Annotated in this window: 17 protein-coding genes and 4 tRNA genes; 20 read left to right on the top strand and 1 reads right to left on the bottom strand. The window is 46.4% G+C overall.

Annotated elements, in window-relative coordinates:
- The first annotated feature begins 9 nt into the window (after positions 1-9).
- The 5 genes from BP71_RS25990 (at position 10) to BP71_RS25970 (ending at position 4,393) form a co-directional block, all read left to right on the top strand.
- The gene (locus BP71_RS25990; RefSeq protein ID WP_496384491.1) at positions 10-345 is read left to right on the top strand and encodes a cytochrome C oxidase subunit IV family protein; all 336 of its coding nucleotides are present in this window, start codon (positions 10-12) and stop codon (positions 343-345) included.
- Positions 346-354: 9 nt separating this feature from the next.
- A complete protein-coding gene (locus BP71_RS25985) occupies positions 355-933 on the top strand; it encodes a hypothetical protein (protein ID WP_496384490.1) in 579 nt (192 codons plus the stop codon).
- Positions 934-938: 5 nt separating this feature from the next.
- The gene (locus BP71_RS25980) at positions 939-1,478 is read left to right on the top strand and encodes a DUF420 domain-containing protein (protein WP_496384489.1); all 540 of its coding nucleotides are present in this window, start codon (positions 939-941) and stop codon (positions 1,476-1,478) included.
- Positions 1,475-1,756 (top strand): hypothetical protein, encoded by a 282-nt coding sequence (locus BP71_RS25975; protein WP_496384488.1) that lies wholly within the window; start codon positions 1,475-1,477, stop codon positions 1,754-1,756. Before BP71_RS25980 ends, BP71_RS25975 begins: the two co-directional genes overlap by 4 nt.
- 123 nt (positions 1,757-1,879) lie before the next feature.
- On the top strand, positions 1,880-4,393 hold the full coding sequence (locus BP71_RS25970) for a glycosyl hydrolase (RefSeq protein ID WP_496384487.1): 2,514 nt from the start codon (positions 1,880-1,882) through the stop codon (positions 4,391-4,393).
- A 4-nt stretch (positions 4,394-4,397) separates the two neighbouring features.
- Here the strand turns inward: BP71_RS25970 and murI are convergent, their stop codons facing one another.
- Positions 4,398-5,207: a glutamate racemase gene (gene murI, locus BP71_RS25965; RefSeq protein ID WP_496384486.1), complete on the bottom strand. Its 810-nt coding sequence runs from the start codon at positions 5,205-5,207 to the stop codon at positions 4,398-4,400.
- 132 nt (positions 5,208-5,339) lie between these two features.
- On the opposite strand from murI, the gene BP71_RS25960 reads away from it, so the two are divergent.
- The 15 genes from BP71_RS25960 to rpoB all read left to right on the top strand — a co-directional run bounded on the left by BP71_RS25960 (position 5,340) and on the right by rpoB (position 17,124).
- Entirely contained in the window at positions 5,340-5,930 is a 591-nt protein-coding gene (locus BP71_RS25960) for an RNA polymerase sigma factor (protein WP_496384485.1), read from the top strand.
- Complete coding sequence (locus BP71_RS25955; protein WP_496384484.1) at positions 5,911-6,723, top strand: hypothetical protein; 813 nt, start codon at positions 5,911-5,913, stop codon at positions 6,721-6,723. The genes BP71_RS25960 and BP71_RS25955 overlap by 20 nt, the downstream gene beginning before the upstream one ends.
- A gap of 11 nt (positions 6,724-6,734) precedes the next feature.
- The gene (locus tag BP71_RS25950) at positions 6,735-7,844 is read left to right on the top strand and encodes a porin family protein (RefSeq protein ID WP_496384483.1); all 1,110 of its coding nucleotides are present in this window, start codon (positions 6,735-6,737) and stop codon (positions 7,842-7,844) included.
- 165 nt (positions 7,845-8,009) lie between these two features.
- Positions 8,010-8,092, top strand: a tRNA-Tyr gene (locus BP71_RS25945).
- Between the two features lie 58 nt (positions 8,093-8,150).
- Positions 8,151-8,226, top strand: a tRNA-Gly gene (locus BP71_RS25940).
- Between the two features lie 82 nt (positions 8,227-8,308).
- Positions 8,309-8,380 (top strand) — tRNA-Thr (locus BP71_RS25935).
- 178 nt (positions 8,381-8,558) lie between these two features.
- Positions 8,559-9,746 (top strand): elongation factor Tu, encoded by a 1,188-nt coding sequence (gene tuf, locus BP71_RS25930; protein WP_295925938.1) that lies wholly within the window; start codon positions 8,559-8,561, stop codon positions 9,744-9,746.
- A 101-nt stretch (positions 9,747-9,847) separates the two neighbouring features.
- Positions 9,848-9,918, top strand: a tRNA-Trp gene (locus BP71_RS25925).
- Between the two features lie 18 nt (positions 9,919-9,936).
- Positions 9,937-10,128, top strand: a complete 192-nt coding sequence (secE, locus tag BP71_RS25920) for a preprotein translocase subunit SecE (RefSeq protein ID WP_496384482.1) — start codon at positions 9,937-9,939, stop codon at positions 10,126-10,128.
- A gap of 36 nt (positions 10,129-10,164) precedes the next feature.
- Complete coding sequence (gene nusG, locus BP71_RS25915) at positions 10,165-10,719, top strand: transcription termination/antitermination protein NusG (RefSeq protein ID WP_015812908.1); 555 nt, start codon at positions 10,165-10,167, stop codon at positions 10,717-10,719.
- A 76-nt stretch (positions 10,720-10,795) separates the two neighbouring features.
- Positions 10,796-11,245, top strand: coding sequence for a 50S ribosomal protein L11 (rplK, locus tag BP71_RS25910; RefSeq protein WP_026631777.1), 450 nt, complete (start codon positions 10,796-10,798; stop codon positions 11,243-11,245).
- A gap of 36 nt (positions 11,246-11,281) precedes the next feature.
- The gene (rplA, locus tag BP71_RS25905; protein WP_295925953.1) at positions 11,282-11,980 is read left to right on the top strand and encodes a 50S ribosomal protein L1; all 699 of its coding nucleotides are present in this window, start codon (positions 11,282-11,284) and stop codon (positions 11,978-11,980) included.
- A 1-nt stretch (position 11,981) separates the two neighbouring features.
- Positions 11,982-12,512, top strand: coding sequence for a 50S ribosomal protein L10 (rplJ, locus tag BP71_RS25900; RefSeq protein ID WP_496384481.1), 531 nt, complete (start codon positions 11,982-11,984; stop codon positions 12,510-12,512).
- An 89-nt stretch (positions 12,513-12,601) separates the two neighbouring features.
- Positions 12,602-12,988: a 50S ribosomal protein L7/L12 gene (gene rplL, locus BP71_RS25895; protein ID WP_496384480.1), complete on the top strand. Its 387-nt coding sequence runs from the start codon at positions 12,602-12,604 to the stop codon at positions 12,986-12,988.
- Between the two features lie 269 nt (positions 12,989-13,257).
- Positions 13,258-17,124: a DNA-directed RNA polymerase subunit beta gene (rpoB, locus tag BP71_RS25890; RefSeq protein ID WP_496384479.1), complete on the top strand. Its 3,867-nt coding sequence runs from the start codon at positions 13,258-13,260 to the stop codon at positions 17,122-17,124.
- Positions 17,125-17,210 lie beyond the last annotated feature (86 nt).

Raw genomic sequence — 17,210 nt, 5'->3', positions numbered from 1 at the left:
TGAAGTAAAATGGCGGAAGTACATCATCACCACGTACACAACCAGGATCCCGAAGCAGGAGCAGAGCAACGCAAAGCGATTTGGAAAACATTCTGGATTCTGTTGTTAATCACGGCAGGGGAATTTGTGATAGCTTTTACCGTGCCTCACGGAACATTAAAAGTGTCAGTATTCATCGTGATGACGATCGTGAAAGCGTTCTACATCGTAGGCGAATTTATGCACTTGAAACATGAAACAAAGTCATTGATCTGGTCGATACTCGTGCCGGTGATATTTGTAGCCTGGTTGATCCTGGCCCTTCTTCTCGAAGGCCATGCAATTTTCGAAGCGATTTTTCACTAAGAAGTACTGATGAAGAAATTTCCCAAAGCCGGGTTACTAATTGTCACATTGGTAATTCCGGCTTTGATTTTTGTGTTATTGAAGCTGTTCGCAACGAACCATTACGACTTGCCTTATTACCTGCCTGCGCGTAATGCGGCCGGAGAAACAGTGGTACAGAACGGTGATACGGTATTCAGCAAAGCTGCGGAGCGTTGCGTAACGCTGAGACCGGTGAAGTTCGACAATGCGCTGACAGTAATCCATCCGTTGCAAGATGATTGTGATGAAGGCTGCCAGAAAGCAGTCGATGAGTTAAAGCGGGTGTTGGCTCTTAAGGAAAGCATTCCGGAACTTGAAATACTGACCATCACCAGTCGGAGCCAGGGAACTTTGAAATTGGAATGGAGGACTTTGAATATGGCTCACGAAACGGTCATCGGCTGTTTGAACGAAGGAAAGCAGGGCATTGCAGCGAATGACCTGATACTAGTGGATGGGTCGGGTTTTGTAAGAGGTTTTTATAAGGCCGGCGATACTGAGGAAACGGACCGCCTGATGGCCGAAATCAAGATCCTCGATTATGAGAAGAAGAATAAAGTGAATTAGAGCGTATGGCGACATTAGCATTAGAGAAGAAACCAAAATACGAACGTATTATTAATATTCTGGCGATAGTTATTCCTGTGGCCGTAGCAATGCTGCTGGGGATACGTCAGAAAATCGAACTGGGTGCCTGGACGAAAGTATTGCCGCATGTCATAGGCGTGATTAATTCGGCGACAGCTGTGTTGCTGCTGCTGGGATTCTACTTCGTAAAGCAAAAGAACTTAAATGGACACAGGCAGGCAATGACTGGCGCGTTCGCGCTGGGAGCTGTTTTCCTGGTTTGTTACATCTTGTATCACATTTCAAATGAGTCGACGCCTTACGGCGGAACGGGCCTTTTAAGGCCTATTTATTACTTTTTGCTGATCACCCACATCCTGCTTTCCATCGGAGTGGTCTGGTTTGTGTTGAGGGCGGTGTATTTTGGTTATACTAATCAGATTGCACGGCACAGGAAGGCGGTAAAATGGGCATTACCCATCTGGTTATATGTCAGTATCACCGGTGTGATCGTTTATCTCATGATTAGTCCCTATTATGTATGAAGAAATTTTTGGCAATATCCGGTTTGATGATCCTGCTCGTGATGAGCAGCGCTGACACCTTTGCACAATGCGCCATGTGCCGCGGCTCCGTGGAAAGCTCCATGGGCAATGGCAGGAACAATGTTGGCGTCGGTTTGAATACTGGTATCATGTTCCTGTTTGTAATGCCTTATCTGCTAGTTGGTATAATTGGTTACCTCTGGTACCGCAACAGTAAAAGGGCGCAGCAGGATCGTGAATTTGTGATGGCACGAGTAAAGCAGGCTTACAATAACTAGCAGGAGCTTTTAAGATAGTGTAGGGCGAAATCAGAAATGGTTTCGCCTTTTTACTTGAAAATAAGTGCCGGTAAGGGCGTAGAAAATGTATCGGCAGGCTTTATTCAAAAATGATTTTCTGATATGCGCCGACTACTGCTATTCTTCCTAATGCTTTGCGACTTTGCTGCCAACGCGCAAAACATTTCCACTGCCAAACCTTGGACTTACTGGTGGTGGATGGGAAGTGCGGTTACGAAAGAGGATATAACAGCCCAGCTCGAAACTTTCAGTAAATCAGGGTTGGGCGGGGTGCATATTATTCCAATCTATGGTGTAAAGGGGTTTGAATCGCGGGCTATTTCGTTTCTCGGATTACAGTGGTTGGATGTAATGCGGCACACAGTGAAAGAAGGAAAGCGCCTTTGCCTGGGAGTGGATATGACCACAGGTACGGGATGGCCATTCGGAGGGCCGAACGTGACGGCTGAAATCGCGGCCCAGAGCATGATGATCGCAAATGGAAAGCTGATTGTTAAACCTACCGGCCAGAAGGTAAAGCGACCGGCTCCGGGCGGAGAAGGTTTTGTACTCGATCCGTTCAATTTGAATGGAATGGCTAAATATCTTATGCGCTTCGATTCGGCATTCTCGAATACGCAATACTTGCCGCGCTCGATGTATAATGATTCATATGAGGCTTATGGTGCCAACTGGACAGCTGACTTCGCGGCACAATTTAAAACCCGACGGGGATATGAACTGGCGGATCGGCTGGGGTTACTGACCGATTCGACAGACTATGCAGATGCAGCTTTGGTTCGGATGGATTATCACCAAACACTCTCGGAACTGTTGCTGGAACGCTATGCTGAGCCCTGGACTAAATGGAGTCGTGATCATGGCTTTCTGACGCGCTATCAGGCGCACGGCTCACCGGGCAATCTTTTGGATTTGTATGAGAAAGCGGATATCCCCGAAACGGAATCGTTCGGCACAAGCCGTTTCAATATTCCGGGTTTGCGGATCGACCCTGATTACTCCATCGACCAGTTTGGCACGCCCAACCCGCTGGCTATGAAATTTGCCTCTTCAGCGGCGAATATCTCCGGCAAGAAACTCGTGAGTTCGGAGACGGGAACGTGGCTAGCCAATCATTTCAAGGTTTCCCTATCGCAAATCAAACCGCAGATCGACGAACTTTTCACGGCGGGAATCAATCATATATTTTATCACGGGACCACCTACTCTCCCGAGAAAGAGGCCTACCCGGGCTGGTTGTTTTACGCGTCGACGAACTTTGGCAAAACTTCCCATTTTGCCGAGCATTTTCCGTTGCTAAACCATTACGTGGAGTGGTGTCAGAAGCTTTTGCAGGATAGCAAACCTGATAACGATGTGCTCGTATACTTCCCGATTCACGATTTGTGGGCTACCCGTACGAAATCAGCCGGGGGCGTCCACTTGCTGGAAGTACATCATGTTGATCGCTGGTTGCTGGATTTGCCATTCGGAAAATTGTCTGAATGGCTTTGGAAGGAAGGCTACGCATTTGACTTTGTTTCGGATTTGCAATTAAAGAAGTTTACAGTCAACGCTGACGGTAGGCTGGCAGGGAATGCTGTTTATAAAACATTGCTGATCCCATCCACAACCTATTTGCCTGAGGAGACTTTGAAGGAACTTCAACGGCTCGCGGCCGCTGGCGCCAGGATTATATTTGAAAAAAGGCTACCCAGCCAGACAACCGGCTATTTTGACCATGCTAATCGTCAAAACGCGTTTACTGAAAGTCTGAGCCGGTTGCAAATGGCAAAAAATGTAAAAGTTTCCACGGAACTTCATACGGACCTGGCGGTGAATGGTGTCGTTCGTGAAGAGCTCTCGCAAAAAGGGTTGACATTCATCCGTAAGCGGAACGCCAGAGGAATGGTACTGTATTTTGTTGCAAACCTGGGAAATACATTTGAAGAAGGCTGGGTAAAAATGGGGAAGGGCGAACTGGTTTCCTTAGATAGGCCGCTGCATAGAGAATCCCTTATGCATGCCCGGGAGGCAAACGGAGCATACGAAGTTTTTCTGAGGCTGCCGCCTGGGGAATCTTGCTTTTTACAGACTTCCGGTGATGGAGCGGAGCTGCCTTTTGCAGAAGACAGGAAAAGGCGGTTTGACATCAAAGGTGATTGGCAACTTTCGTTTGTAGAGGGTAAACCGTCTTTGCCTGCGCCTGCGAAATTGACCGATTTGAAATCGTGGACGACGCTGTCCGATTCCGCAGCCTATTTCTCGGGCAAGGCGCGATACCGCGTTACGTTTGACGTGCCGACCGCGGTTCGCAGAGGAGAACGCGCTATCCTGGATTTGGGCGATGTGCGCGAAGTGGCAAGCGTTAAATTGAACGGCAAAGATTTGGGCACAGCCTGGCATATTCCATTTCAGCTTTACGCAGGCCACGCATTGAAAGCAAAAGGTAATGTCCTGGAAATCGAAGTTACCAATCTTTCGGCCAATTACATGCGGCTACGCGACCAGCAGCAACCCGACTGGAAGAAATTTTACGACATTAATATCGTAGACATAACCTATAAAAAATTCGATGCGAGCCGTTGGACACCGATGCCTTCCGGATTACTGGGGCCGGTGAAGCTGATTTACTAACGCATTATTCCCACAAAGGATAGTGTTCGAGCTGGATCTGCCGACCGAAAAATATATTGGTGGATTGCTCAAACGATAAGGTATAATCCGAAACATAGAATTGACGCCTGCCTTCGCCCTTTTCATTAATGAGGTAATGCTGTTCCAACCAGGCTTTCAGCGAACGCGCGACGATTTCCGAGGTGTCGAGCGTTTCAATGGCGTCACCATAGAATTTGCGGATCTGGGTTTTAATCAATGGATAATGTGTGCAGCCCAGTATCAATGCTTCAATGCCATTCAGCGAAGGGTCGGACAAATAGTTGGCAATCACGCTTTCACTGATGTTATTGTCAAAGAAACCTTCTTCAATCATTGGCGCCAGCAGCGGCGTGGCAAGGGACTTTAAATGAATGTTCCGGTCGAGCGCATCCACCTTCTTCTTATATACATTCGAAAGAACCGTCGCCTTGGTGCCGATCAGGCCGATCGTTTTTCCTTCGTAATGCTCTTTTACATAATCTACCACCGGATCGATCACATTGAGGACTTTCGCCTTGCTTCCCACGTACTCCCGCACGAGCTCATACGCAGCCGCCGATGCAGAGTTGCACGCGATCAGAATAAGCTTACAGTTCTGCTGCAACAGCATATTGCAGATTTTGATTGAATAAGCCTGAATAGCAGCGGTGGATTTGTCGCCATATGGTAAATGCGCCGTGTCGCCGAAATAAATGGTGTTTTCCTGAGGAAGAAGCTTAGTTACAGCACTAGCGACGGTCATACCGCCGATTCCGCTGTCAAAAATTCCGATAGGCGCAGAGGAGTCGAGCATTGGGGAGGAAGTCCTTTTAATGGTCAAAGAATGATATTCGCATCAAAGCTAAAAAAATATCAAAAAACTTTGGGGCTACGTGCAACCTCTGCGTGAGGATTGCGCATCTTGCTGTCGAAACCACCAGTTAGAATGGGTCGAATTTTAGCACTATTTAGCCAGGAAGCGCAGCTGATTAAAGCCCTTAGGAACGAGGATCCGAAGGCGCAACGGCAGCTTTATGACAAATACAGCAATCGGATGCTGGCTTTGTGCTTCCGTTACGTATGTGATGAAATGGCTGCAGAAGATGTGATGGTGGAAGGTTTTTTGAAAGTGTTTGAAAAAATAGGTCAGTTCAATAGCGAAGGAAGTTTTGAGGGATGGGTGAGGAGAATAATGGTGAATGAAGCACTGGGCTATCTTAGAAAACAAAAGCGGATATTGGAAGACAATCTGTCCGATGAGGCTAACAGTATCCCCGATTACACGCACGCCGATCAGCATCTTGAAACCCAGGAGTTGATGAATCTGATCGAGACATTGCCGGTTGGTTACCGGACAGTTTTTAACCTGTATGCGATCGAAGGTTACGCACACATTGAAATCGCCCAAATGCTGGGTATTACTGAAAGCACATCGAAATCACAATTACATCGTGCCAGGGCCTTACTGCAGAAAATGGTTGGAGAATGGCAGAATGATTATAAAAAAAAAGCAGACTATGAAAAAGCATCCTGTTGATGATCTTTTCAAGCGGAAACTGGAAGGGCTGGAAAGGGCGCCCTCCGCAGACGCGTGGCTTAAAATTCAGGAGAGGCAGCCCACACGACGCCGTTCGGCTGTGTGGGGTTGGTATGCTGCTGCCGGTGTAGCGGCGGCGGCAATGGGAGGATACCTGGTTTGGCAAAATCAACAGGTTACCGCACCCGGCTCAATCAATGTACACCAAACGGTGGCAACAGCAAAGCCGGCGCAGACTGATTCGGTTATTTCACCCGTAGTAAAAGTAGATAAGCCGGTTGAACGGATTGCCGCAGTTGAAGAGGGTGGCAATGCATTGAAGCAGAAGAAAAAAGATTTGAAGCTGATTGCGAAGCTACCCGAAGTGAAAAAGGCGCCGGTTACCGAGCCGAAGCCTGTTTGGAATGTCCCGGTTGTCGCGATCGTTGAAAAAACACCCGTTCCGGTGAATGCTATTCAACCAGAACCTGAAAATATTCCTGTTGTGCAGGATATGAAGACTTTACCTGATGAGCCAGCTGTTAGTCAGGTGAACAAGCCGGAAGCGGAACCGACAAGAACGATTGTCGTGGCTGTGGAGACCGGTCCCAATGAAGCGGATAACAAACCACGCAGCTCCCGGTTTTCGCGGGTTTTCCGCCAGCTCAAAAATGCAAGAGCAGGTGAGAAAGTCGATTGGGATGAAGTGGGTTTTAATCCAAAAAACCTTGTAGCGCGTGTAGACGACCGCCTGCGTGGCAAGGATGAAAAAAGTTTAGAAAAAGATCACCCTAAGGAAAAGACAAAACTGTAATCTATTGTGCCATGAAAAGTAAAATATATGCAATGGCGATGCTGGCACTGCTGGTGGCCATCGGCGCACACGCGGGCTCATTCAAATCCAATGATGAGTTTGCGGATAAAGACTCGATCATCGTGACATTCGGGGATAAAACGAGGCTTATTATTTATGGAGAGAACCGAACGGAGCTGGAAAAGATCATGAAGTACGACCTTAATGCACTTTTGAAAGACCTTAAAGTAAGATTGGACAGTACACAGGCCGATACCACGTTTTTGCGGGAAGAATTTAACGGAAACAAATACCTGAAGAATCCCGACCAGGCAGCTGAAAAGGATTACGTCCGTATCGGGCTTCGTGGCATCCACATCAAGGACGGAGATACGAGGGTTTCAATAGATGGAAAAGGCGTCGAAGTGAAGGAAGACGAGGAGGTGGTAGCTTCGGATTCAACCTACCGGCGCATAGGCAAGCGCTTTCACAGGAAGTCCTCCTGGGGCGGATCGAGCCCGCGGAAAGGATTCAACGTAGCATTCGGGTTGAATACTTACGGAACTAATGAAACGACACCCGGTTTCAATAAGACAGACTATGACCTCAAACCATTCGGTTCGCGCTTTGTCAGTCTGGGTTATGTCGCCAGCGCGAATGTGATCCGCGGGGAGGGGACCAAGCTGCACCTGGATTTCGGGATCGATTTTTCCTGGTACAACATGATGTACGACGGAAATAATACAATAGCAAAAACGGATGATGGCGTGGAGTTTAAGGACGTGGAGAACGACCAGGGTCAAAAAGTGGAGGTCAGGAAATCGAAGCTAGTCGTGCCATACGTGAATTTATCGATCATGCCGACATTGAGCTTTTCAAGGTCGTTCATATCTTACATCAGTGCGGGCGTTTATGGCGGTTATCGTCTGGGCAGCTACACGAAGGTCCGGAAGGTGGGAACAAAGGACGTCGACCATGATAGAAAGAATTTTTATATCGAAGACCTGCGCTACGGTTTGGCGGCTGAAATAGGCATACGTAACTTCCCTGACTTCTTTGTGAACTATGATCTGAACAATCTTTACGAAGCGAATCGTGGACCTTCTGTGCGGATGCTGAGTTTTGGTGTGAGATTGTTTTAATCCCGGAAAAGTGCCCATACGGCCTGGAATCGTCGATTTTGATTCCGGGTCGTATTTTTTTTCAAATTTTTTCAAAAAGAATTTGAGAATTTAAGAAATGGGTATAATTTTGCGACTCCAAAAAGTGAAACAAACGGTTTTCACGCTTGTGTTGAAATGTTGTCTGGGGGTGTACCAGAGTGGCCAAATGGGGCAGACTGTAAATCTGCTGGTGTATGCCTACGGTGGTTCGAATCCATCCGCCCCCACAGTTGAAACCTTGAAAAAGTCCTGTAATACCAGTTCAGGAAATAGGTCAAAACAAATGCGGAAGTAGCTCAGCTGGTAGAGCGATAGCCTTCCAAGCTATAGGTCGCGAGTTCGAACCTCGTCTTCCGCTCCATTAGAAGCATCATCGAAGCGATTAGCGAAAACATTCACTTGATACTTTTTCGCTAATCGCTTTTTGGTTCTAGTAAACTTTTGCTTTTGTAGCTCAGGGGTAGAGCACTTCCTTGGTAAGGAAGAGGTCAGGGGTTCAAATCCCCTCAAAAGCTCGAAAAATTTTTGAGCAGTTTGTTCACAGTGAAGCTCAGGAAGCAGGTTTTTTGCCTGTATTGATTTTGATCCTAATCTGGTTACGTTTGCGGTGTTTGATTGCAGGAGGCTGATAGGGGTCAATCATTAGTGTATAATAAATTCGTAATAACTTTAAATTTTAAGCGTACTTAAGTCATGGCAAAAGAGACGTTTGACCGCTCGAAACCCCACGTAAATATTGGTACTATCGGGCACGTTGACCACGGTAAAACTACCCTTACTGCTGCTATCACAACTGTGTTGGCGAAAAAGGGTCTAGCAGTACTACGTGATTTCTCATCAATTGATAATGCTCCTGAAGAGAAGGAACGTGGTATCACAATTAATACATCACACGTAGAGTACGCGACAGCAAACCGTCACTATGCACACGTTGACTGTCCAGGTCACGCGGATTATGTGAAGAACATGGTTACTGGTGCTGCTCAGATGGACGGAGCTATCATTGTAGTTGCTGCAACTGATGGTCCTATGCCACAAACTCGTGAGCACATCCTTTTGGCTCGTCAGGTGGGTGTTCCTCAACTTGTAGTATTCATGAACAAAGTGGATATGGTTGATGATCCGGAACTTCTTGAACTTGTTGAAATGGAAATCCGCGAGCTTTTGAGCTTCTACGATTACGATGGAGACAACATTCCAGTTATCCAAGGTTCTGCTTTGGGTGGATTGAATGGCGAAGAAAAATGGGTTAAGACAATCGAAGAATTGATGGATGCTGTTGATAGCTACATTCCAATTCCTCCACGTATGACTGATCTTCCTTTCTTGATGCCTGTTGAAGACGTATTCTCGATCACTGGTCGTGGTACTGTTGCAACTGGTCGTATCGAAAGAGGTGTGATCAACTCTGGTGATCCTGTTGATATCCTTGGTATGGGCGCAGAAGGTCTTAAATCAACCGTAACTGGTGTTGAGATGTTCCGTAAAATCCTTGACCGTGGTGAAGCCGGTGACAACGTAGGTCTTCTTCTTCGTGGTATCAACAAAGAAGATATCCGTCGCGGAATGGTAATTTGCAAGCCAGGTTCAGTAAAACCTCACGCTGCATTCAAAGGTGAAGTTTACGTTCTTTCGAAAGAAGAAGGTGGTCGTCACACACCATTCTTTAACAAATACCGCCCTCAATTTTACTTCCGTACCACGGACGTAACTGGCGAAATTACCCTTCCAGCAGGTGTTGAAATGGTAATGCCAGGTGATAATATCACAATTGATGTGAAATTGATCAACAAGATCGCTATGGAAAAAGGTCTTCGTTTCGCGATTCGTGAAGGTGGACGTACCGTAGGTGCTGGTCAGGTAACTGAAATTGTTGACTAATCAGAATTTCAATATTAAAACAAGTGCATTTCTTTTGAAATGCACTTGTTTTTTGTAAATAAATCGTATCTTTGCAGCCCCGAAAGGGTATTGCACGATAAACGGGTGTAGTTCAAGGGTAGAATAGCGGTCTCCAAAACCGTTGATGGGAGTTCGAATCTCTCCACCCGTGCTTAAAAGAAAAGGAAAAATGGAAAGATTTACTTCATTTTTGAAAGCGTCCTGGGAGGAAATCACCCAGCATGTAACATGGCCGCCTTTCAGCGAACTTCAGGCTAATACTACATTGGTACTGGTTGGGTCGCTCATTTTTGCCTTTGTAGTAGGTGTAATGGATTTCGTCTTCGAAAACGCACTGAAACTGTTTTATCAGTCCTTCTAAGGCTATCTTTATTGTAGAGGCAATCCCCTGAATGGTATGAGTAGTCTAAATTGGTTTGTATTAAGAGCAGTGTCCGGACAGGAGAAGAAGATCAAGTCCTACATTGAAAATGAAATAACACGTCAGAAGCTGAACGAGTTTGTGCCGCAGATCCTGATCCCTTCGGAGAAGATTTATGAAATGCGTAACGGGAAGAAACGTGTTAGGGAAAAGAACTTTTTTCCCGGATATATAATCATTTCGGCTGACCTCTCCAAAGGTGAGGTTTTACACATTATTACCAGCATTCCCGGTGTAATTGGTTTCCTCGGTAACGCCGAAGGGAATTCTAAGGTGCCTGTCCCTCTTCGTCAATCCGAGATCAACAGGATTTTGGGTAAAGTGGATGAAGCAGAGCAGCACGAAGAAGCACCAAGCATGTCTTTCATCAAGGGAGAAACTGTAAAGGTGGTAGATGGTCCGTTCAGCGGATTCATTGGTCTGGTGGAAGAAGTATTCGATGAGAAGAAAAAACTCAATGTAGTTGTAAAAATATTCGGGCGTAATACACCCGTGGAACTCAGTTACGCACAAGTAGAAAAGGATAGTTGAGCGAATAACGGGCAGGGTAAGCTTCCACTTGCATGTGAGCCGTTAAGCGATTGATGAACCGACAAATTCCAAAACAATGGCAAAAGAAATAGGTGGATACGTCAAACTACAGGTAAAAGGTGGCCAAGCCAATCCTTCACCTCCGATTGGTCCTGCATTAGGATCGAAGGGTTTGAATATCATGGAGTTTTGCAAGCAATTCAATGGCCGTACCCAGGATAAAATGGGTGTGGTATTGCCGGTAGTTATTACATACTATAAGGATAAGTCTTTTGACTTTGTCATTAAGACCCCCCCGGCCGCGATTCTGCTTCTGGAAGCATCAAAAGTAAAGACCGGTTCGGCTCAGCCAAACCGTTTGAAAGTAGGTTCGGTATCATGGGATCAGGTTCGTACGATCGCTGAGACAAAAATGCCGGATTTGAACTGCTTTACGATTGACTCTGCTATGAAAATGATTGCGGGAACGGCTCGTAGTATGGGTATTACCGTAGCAGGCAAAGCCCCGTGGGAAGAAAACAACTGAGCGTAGATTAATCATTACGCCAAAGAAACAAAGAACATGGGAAAATTGACCAAAAAGCAAAAAGAAGCGCTTTCGAAATTCGACGCAAATCAAGTTTACTCTCTGGAGGCAGCTGCGGACGTTCTCAAAACGATTTCTTATACCAAGTTTGATGCTTCCGTAGATATCGACGTTCGTCTGGGCGTTGATCCTCGCAAAGCTGATCAAATGGTGCGTGGCGTGGTAACATTGCCGCACGGAACCGGAAAAGAAGTTCGTGTATTGGTTTTATGTACTCCCGATAAGGAGGCAGAAGCGAAAGAAGCAGGAGCAGATTATGTTGGTCTTGACGAGTATATCACTAAGATAGAGCAAGGCTGGACAGATATCGACGTAATTATCACGATGCCAAGTGTAATGGCAAAAGTGGGTAGGCTTGGTAAGGTTTTGGGACCTCGCGGTCTGATGCCAAACCCTAAGTCGGGAACCGTAACTCCGGATGTAGCGAAAGCTGTAAAAGAAGTTAAAGCAGGTAAGATCGATTTCAAAGTTGATAAGACAGGGATCATCCATACCAGCGTAGGTAAAGTTTCTTTCGGAACTGACCAGCTTGCACAGAACGCTCAGGAAGTTATCAATACCTTGGTCCGCCTGAAACCATCTTCGGCAAAAGGTACTTACGTGAAAAGCATTCACTTGTCAAGCACGATGAGCCCGGGTGTTGTTATTGATAAAAACACGATTCCAGGATTATAATATGACTAGGGAAGAGAAAGCAGTAATTATAGACGAGTTAAGTCAAAAATTCGCTAGCACTCCATACTTCTATATTACCAGCGCAAGCGGCATGTCCGTAGGTGAAGTAAATGCCCTTAGAGGCCTTTGCTTCGAGCGTGGTATCGAGTATCGTGTTGTGAAGAATACATTGATTAAAAAAGCGCTTGAAACTTTAGATACGGACTATTCTTCTTTCGACGAAGTGTTGAAAGGATTTTCCGGAGTAATGTTTCACCCGGAGTCAGGTAAAGTACCTGCACAATTGATTAAGGAATTCAAAAAGAAAACAGGTAGTGACAAGCTCAAATTTAAAGGAGCTTCTGTTGATACGGCCGTTTTTGTTGGAGAAAGCCAACTGGATGTTCTGATTTCTCTGAAATCGAAACAAGAACTGATCGGTGAAGTAATCGGATTGTTGCAATCACCTGCCAAAAATGTTATCGGCGCTCTTACAAGCGGCGGACAGAATCTGGCTGGTATCCTCAAAACTTTATCTGAGAAAGAAGACTAATTAAATAGCCAGGTTTAGCTCTCCGGGTTGATAATAAATAGAGCTTTTTTAAATCATCTTATTGTATAATCAAAAAAATCTAAATAAAAATGGCAGATTTGAAAGCTTTCGCAGAACAGCTTGTTAACCTAACGGTTAAAGAAGTGAACGAATTGGCTACAATTCTTAAAGACGAGTACGGTATTGAGCCTGCAGCTGCTGGTGCGGTAGTGGTAGCAGGTCCTGCTGCTGGTGGTGGTGCTGATGCTCCTGCGGTTGAAGAAAAAACATCTTTCGATGTAATCTTGAAATCAGCTGGCGCAGGTAAACTTGCAGTTGTGAAGCTGGTTAAAGATCTTACTGGTCTTGGCCTGAAAGAAGCGAAAGAACTGGTTGACGGCGCTCCAAAACCTGTAAAAGAAGGTGTTGCGAAAGACGAAGCAGAAGCTTTGAAAAAGCAACTTGAAGAAGCAGGTGCAGAGGTTGAAGTGAAGTAATTTGCTCAACAGCACAGCGAAATAAATTCTAAGGAATAGGCCTGGCAACCGTCAGGTCTTTTCCTATTTTGCGTAAATGCCAAACGAAAAGTATTTTTCTGACGTTTGGAATAGAGGTAGTTGTCAAGACGTCCCGGTACTGCCAATCCCTTCCGATTAATTTGCCCGAAACACTTCTTTACTCGTAGGAAAGAAGAACAGGGGTGATAATCTTTCTTCTACGAGGCATAGATTAGGTTTAAAACTGCTAACCCAAATCACACATAGCCTTGGCTACAATTAATTCAAAAACACCTAGAAAGAACTTCTCGAGGATTAATCAAATTATCGATTATCCGGATCTTTTAGGAATCCAGGTACAATCGTTCCGTGATTTCTTTAGTCTGGATACATCGGTAGAAGATCGTTCCGGAGAAGGATTGTACAAAGTTTTCGCTGAAAACTTCCCGATTGCGGATTCACGTGAAAATTTTGTCCTTGAATTCATCGACTATCTGCTCGAACCGCCAAAGTATTCGGTAGATGAATCTATCGATCGTGGTCTGACTTACGCAGTACCACTGAAGGCCAAGCTGCGTTTGATCTGTAATGATGCAGATCATGAAGAATTTGAAACCATTGAGCAGGAAGTATTCCTGGGGAACATCCCCTATATGACCGAGAGGGGGTCATTTGTAATCAATGGTGCTGAGCGCGTAATTGTTTCTCAGCTTCACCGTTCACCAGGTGTGTTCTTCTCTATGAGCAAGCACACCAACGGATCCAAATTATATTCGGCCAGGATCATTCCATTCAAAGGTTCCTGGATCGAGTTCTCGACAGACGTGAATAACGTGATGTACGCGTACATCGACCGTAAAAAGAAATTCCCGGTAACTACCCTGTTGAGAGCGATTGGTTTTGGTTCTGATAAGGATATTCTTGACTTGTTCGGACTATCTGAGGAAATCAGCGCAACACCAACCAACCTGAAAAAGGCAGTAGGACGTCGTCTGGCTGCGCGGGTACTTCGTACATGGACAGAGGACTTTGTGGACGAAGACACCGGTGAGGTAGTTTCTATCCAGCGTAACGAAGTTTTGCTGGAACGTGACTCGTCAATCTCTGCGGATGATATTGATGTGATCCTGGATTCAGGACAGAAGTCGATCATCCTTCATAAAGAAGATATGAACGTAGCGGATTATAATATCATTTATAATACGCTTCAAAAAGATAGCTCAAACTCTGATAAGGAAGCTGTTGAGCAGATTTACCGCCAGTTGCGTAACGCAGAGGCGCCGGATGAGCAAACTGCACGTGATGTGATCCAGAGCTTGTTCTTCTCTGATAAACGTTATGACCTGGGTGATGTTGGCCGTTACCGTATCAACAAGAAATTGGGATCGGATACCAGCCTCGACGTTCGCGTCCTGACAACGGGCGACATCGTTTCCATCGTGAAATACCTGATCGGTCTGATCAATGCGAAAGCGGTGGTCGATGATATCGACCACTTGTCAAACCGTCGTGTACGTACGGTTGGCGAGCAGCTTTATGCTCAGTTCGGCGTAGGTCTTGCCCGTATGGCGCGTACGATTAAGGAGCGTATGAACGTACGTGACAACGAAGACTTCAAGCCAGTTGACCTGATCAATGCAAGAACGTTGTCGTCAGTAATCAACTCGTTCTTCGGTACCAACCAGCTTTCTCAGTTCATGGACCAAACGAACCCATTGGCCGAGATTACGCACAAGCGTCGTATGTCGGCATTGGGACCAGGTGGTCTTTCCCGTGAAAGAGCAGGTTTCGAGGTTCGTGACGTTCACTACACGCACTATGGTCGTCTTTGTACCATTGAAACACCTGAAGGTCCGAACATCGGTTTGATCTCGTCACTTTGCGTATTCGCGAAAGTGAACGGTATGGGCTTCATCGAAACACCCTACCGTGTGATCGATAGCGCAGGTAAGCTGACCAACGAGCTGATCTACATGACGGCGGAAGAAGAAGATTCCAAATACATCGCACAAGCGAATGCTTCTGTTGATAAGGAAGGAAACTTTACCGTTGAAAAAATCAAAACGCGTTTCGAAGGTGACTTCCCGATGGTGGATCCTTCGCAGGCGTCATATATGGACGTTGCTGCGAACCAGATCGTATCGGTAGCGGCTTCGCTGATTCCGTTCCTTGAACATGATGATGCGAACCGTGCCTTGATGGGATCTAACATGCAGCGCCAGGGTGTGCCTTTGTTGCGTCCACAGGCTCCTATCGTAGGAACTGGTCTGGAACGCCGCGTGGCAATGGACTCCCGTGCATTGGTAGTTGCAGAAGGTGACGGCGAAATCGAATTCGTGGATGCGAAGAAGATCGTTGTGAAATACGACCGTACCGATGAAGATCGCCTCGTGAGCTTTATTGACGACAGCGTTTCTTACGACCTCGTTAAGTTCCGTCGTACCAACCAGGATACCTGCCTTAACCTTCAACCAATGGTTCTGAAAGGCCAGAAGGTGAAGAAAGGTGAGCCACTTTGCCAGGGTTATGGTACAGAAGGTGGTGAATTGGCATTGGGCCGTAACCTTTTGGTTGCATTCATGCCTTGGCAGGGATACAACTTCGAGGATGCGATCGTAATCTCTGAGAAAGTAGTACGCGACGATATCTTTACTTCGATTCACATCGAAGAATTTGAACTCGAAGTGCGTGATACCAAACGCGGAGAAGAAGAATTGACCGCTGAGATCCCGAACGTAAGCGAGGAAACTGTTAAGAACCTCGACGAAAACGGTATCGTACAAGTAGGTACAGAAGTAAAAGAAGGTGATATCCTGATCGGTAAGATCACTCCAAAAGGAGAATCTGATCCTACTCCGGAAGAAAAACTGCTTCGTGCGATCTTCGGTGATAAAGCTGGTGATGTGAAGGATGCTTCCAAAAAAGCACCGCCATCGATGAAAGGTGTGGTAATCGATACCAAACTGTTCTCCCGCCCGACCAAAGAAGAGCGTGCAAAACACAAAGACGAGCTTCGTCTGTTGATGAAAAAATACAGCCGTGACCTGACTGCATTGCGCGGTCGTGTGATCGACAAGCTGGTAACATTGACCGACGGCAAAACCAGCTCAGGCGTGAAGCACAAATTCGGTGACGAACTGATCAGCAAAGGAATGAAGTTCAACGTGAGAAACATCTCCGAGAACCTGTTCCCTGCCAACAACCCGTACCGTGACGAAAGCCAGTATGCAGTTCCCGAAGAGGTTAACCTCATTGGAGATGTTCTGACAGACTCATGGAGCGAGGACAGCGACGTAAACCGTCAGGTTTCATTGGTGTTGAAAAACTACCTGAATGCCCGCAGCGAAGTAATGGGCCGCTTCAAACGCGATCGTTTCGCATTGGAAGTAGGTGATGAACTGCCTGCTGGTATCGTGAAACTGGCGAAAGTATATATCGCCAAGAAACGTAAACTGAAAGTAGGGGATAAAATGGCGGGTCGCCACGGTAACAAAGGGGTTGTAGCCCGTATCGTTCGTGACGAAGATATGCCATTCCTGGAAGACGGAACGCCGGTTAACATCGTGTTGAACCCACTTGGGGTACCTTCCCGTATGAACATCGGTCAGATTTACGAAACTATCCTAGCATGGGCTGGTCTGAAACTAGGCCGCCGTTACGCAACACCGATCTTTGACGGTGCTACGGAAGCGGAAGTTGCTGCCGAGTTGAAAGAAGCAGGTCTGCCGGATTGGGGACGTACTTATCTGTACAATGGTTTGACTGGTGAGCAGTTCGACCAGCCGGTAACAGTCGGTCTGATGTACATGATGAAACTGGGCCACTTGGTTGACGATAAAATGCACGCGCGTTCTATCGGGCCATACTCGCTTATTACACAGCAACCGCTGGGTGGTAAAGCGCAGTTCGGTGGACAGCGTTTCGGTGAGATGGAAGTGTGGGCGCTTGAAGCGTTCGGTGCATCGCACATTCTTCAGGAGATCCTTACTGTGAAATCCGATGATGTGGTGGGCCGTGCCAAAGCGTATGAAGCGATCGTGAAAGGTGAAAACCTTCCGAAACCAAATATCCCAGAGTCATTCAACGTACTCGTTCACGAACTTCGTGGACTAGCATTGGAGATTACACTGGACTAATTTTTAGTCGTAAGCGGCGCATTGTAAAATGCGCCGCTTAGAAATGCAATCATTTAGTTTCGACTAACAGACAAACGACTCTTTAT

The organism is Dyadobacter ginsengisoli DSM 21015, assembly GCF_059568735.1.
The sequence above is the reverse complement of the archived record's forward strand: the minus strand, read 5'-3'. Positions and strand labels throughout refer to the sequence as shown.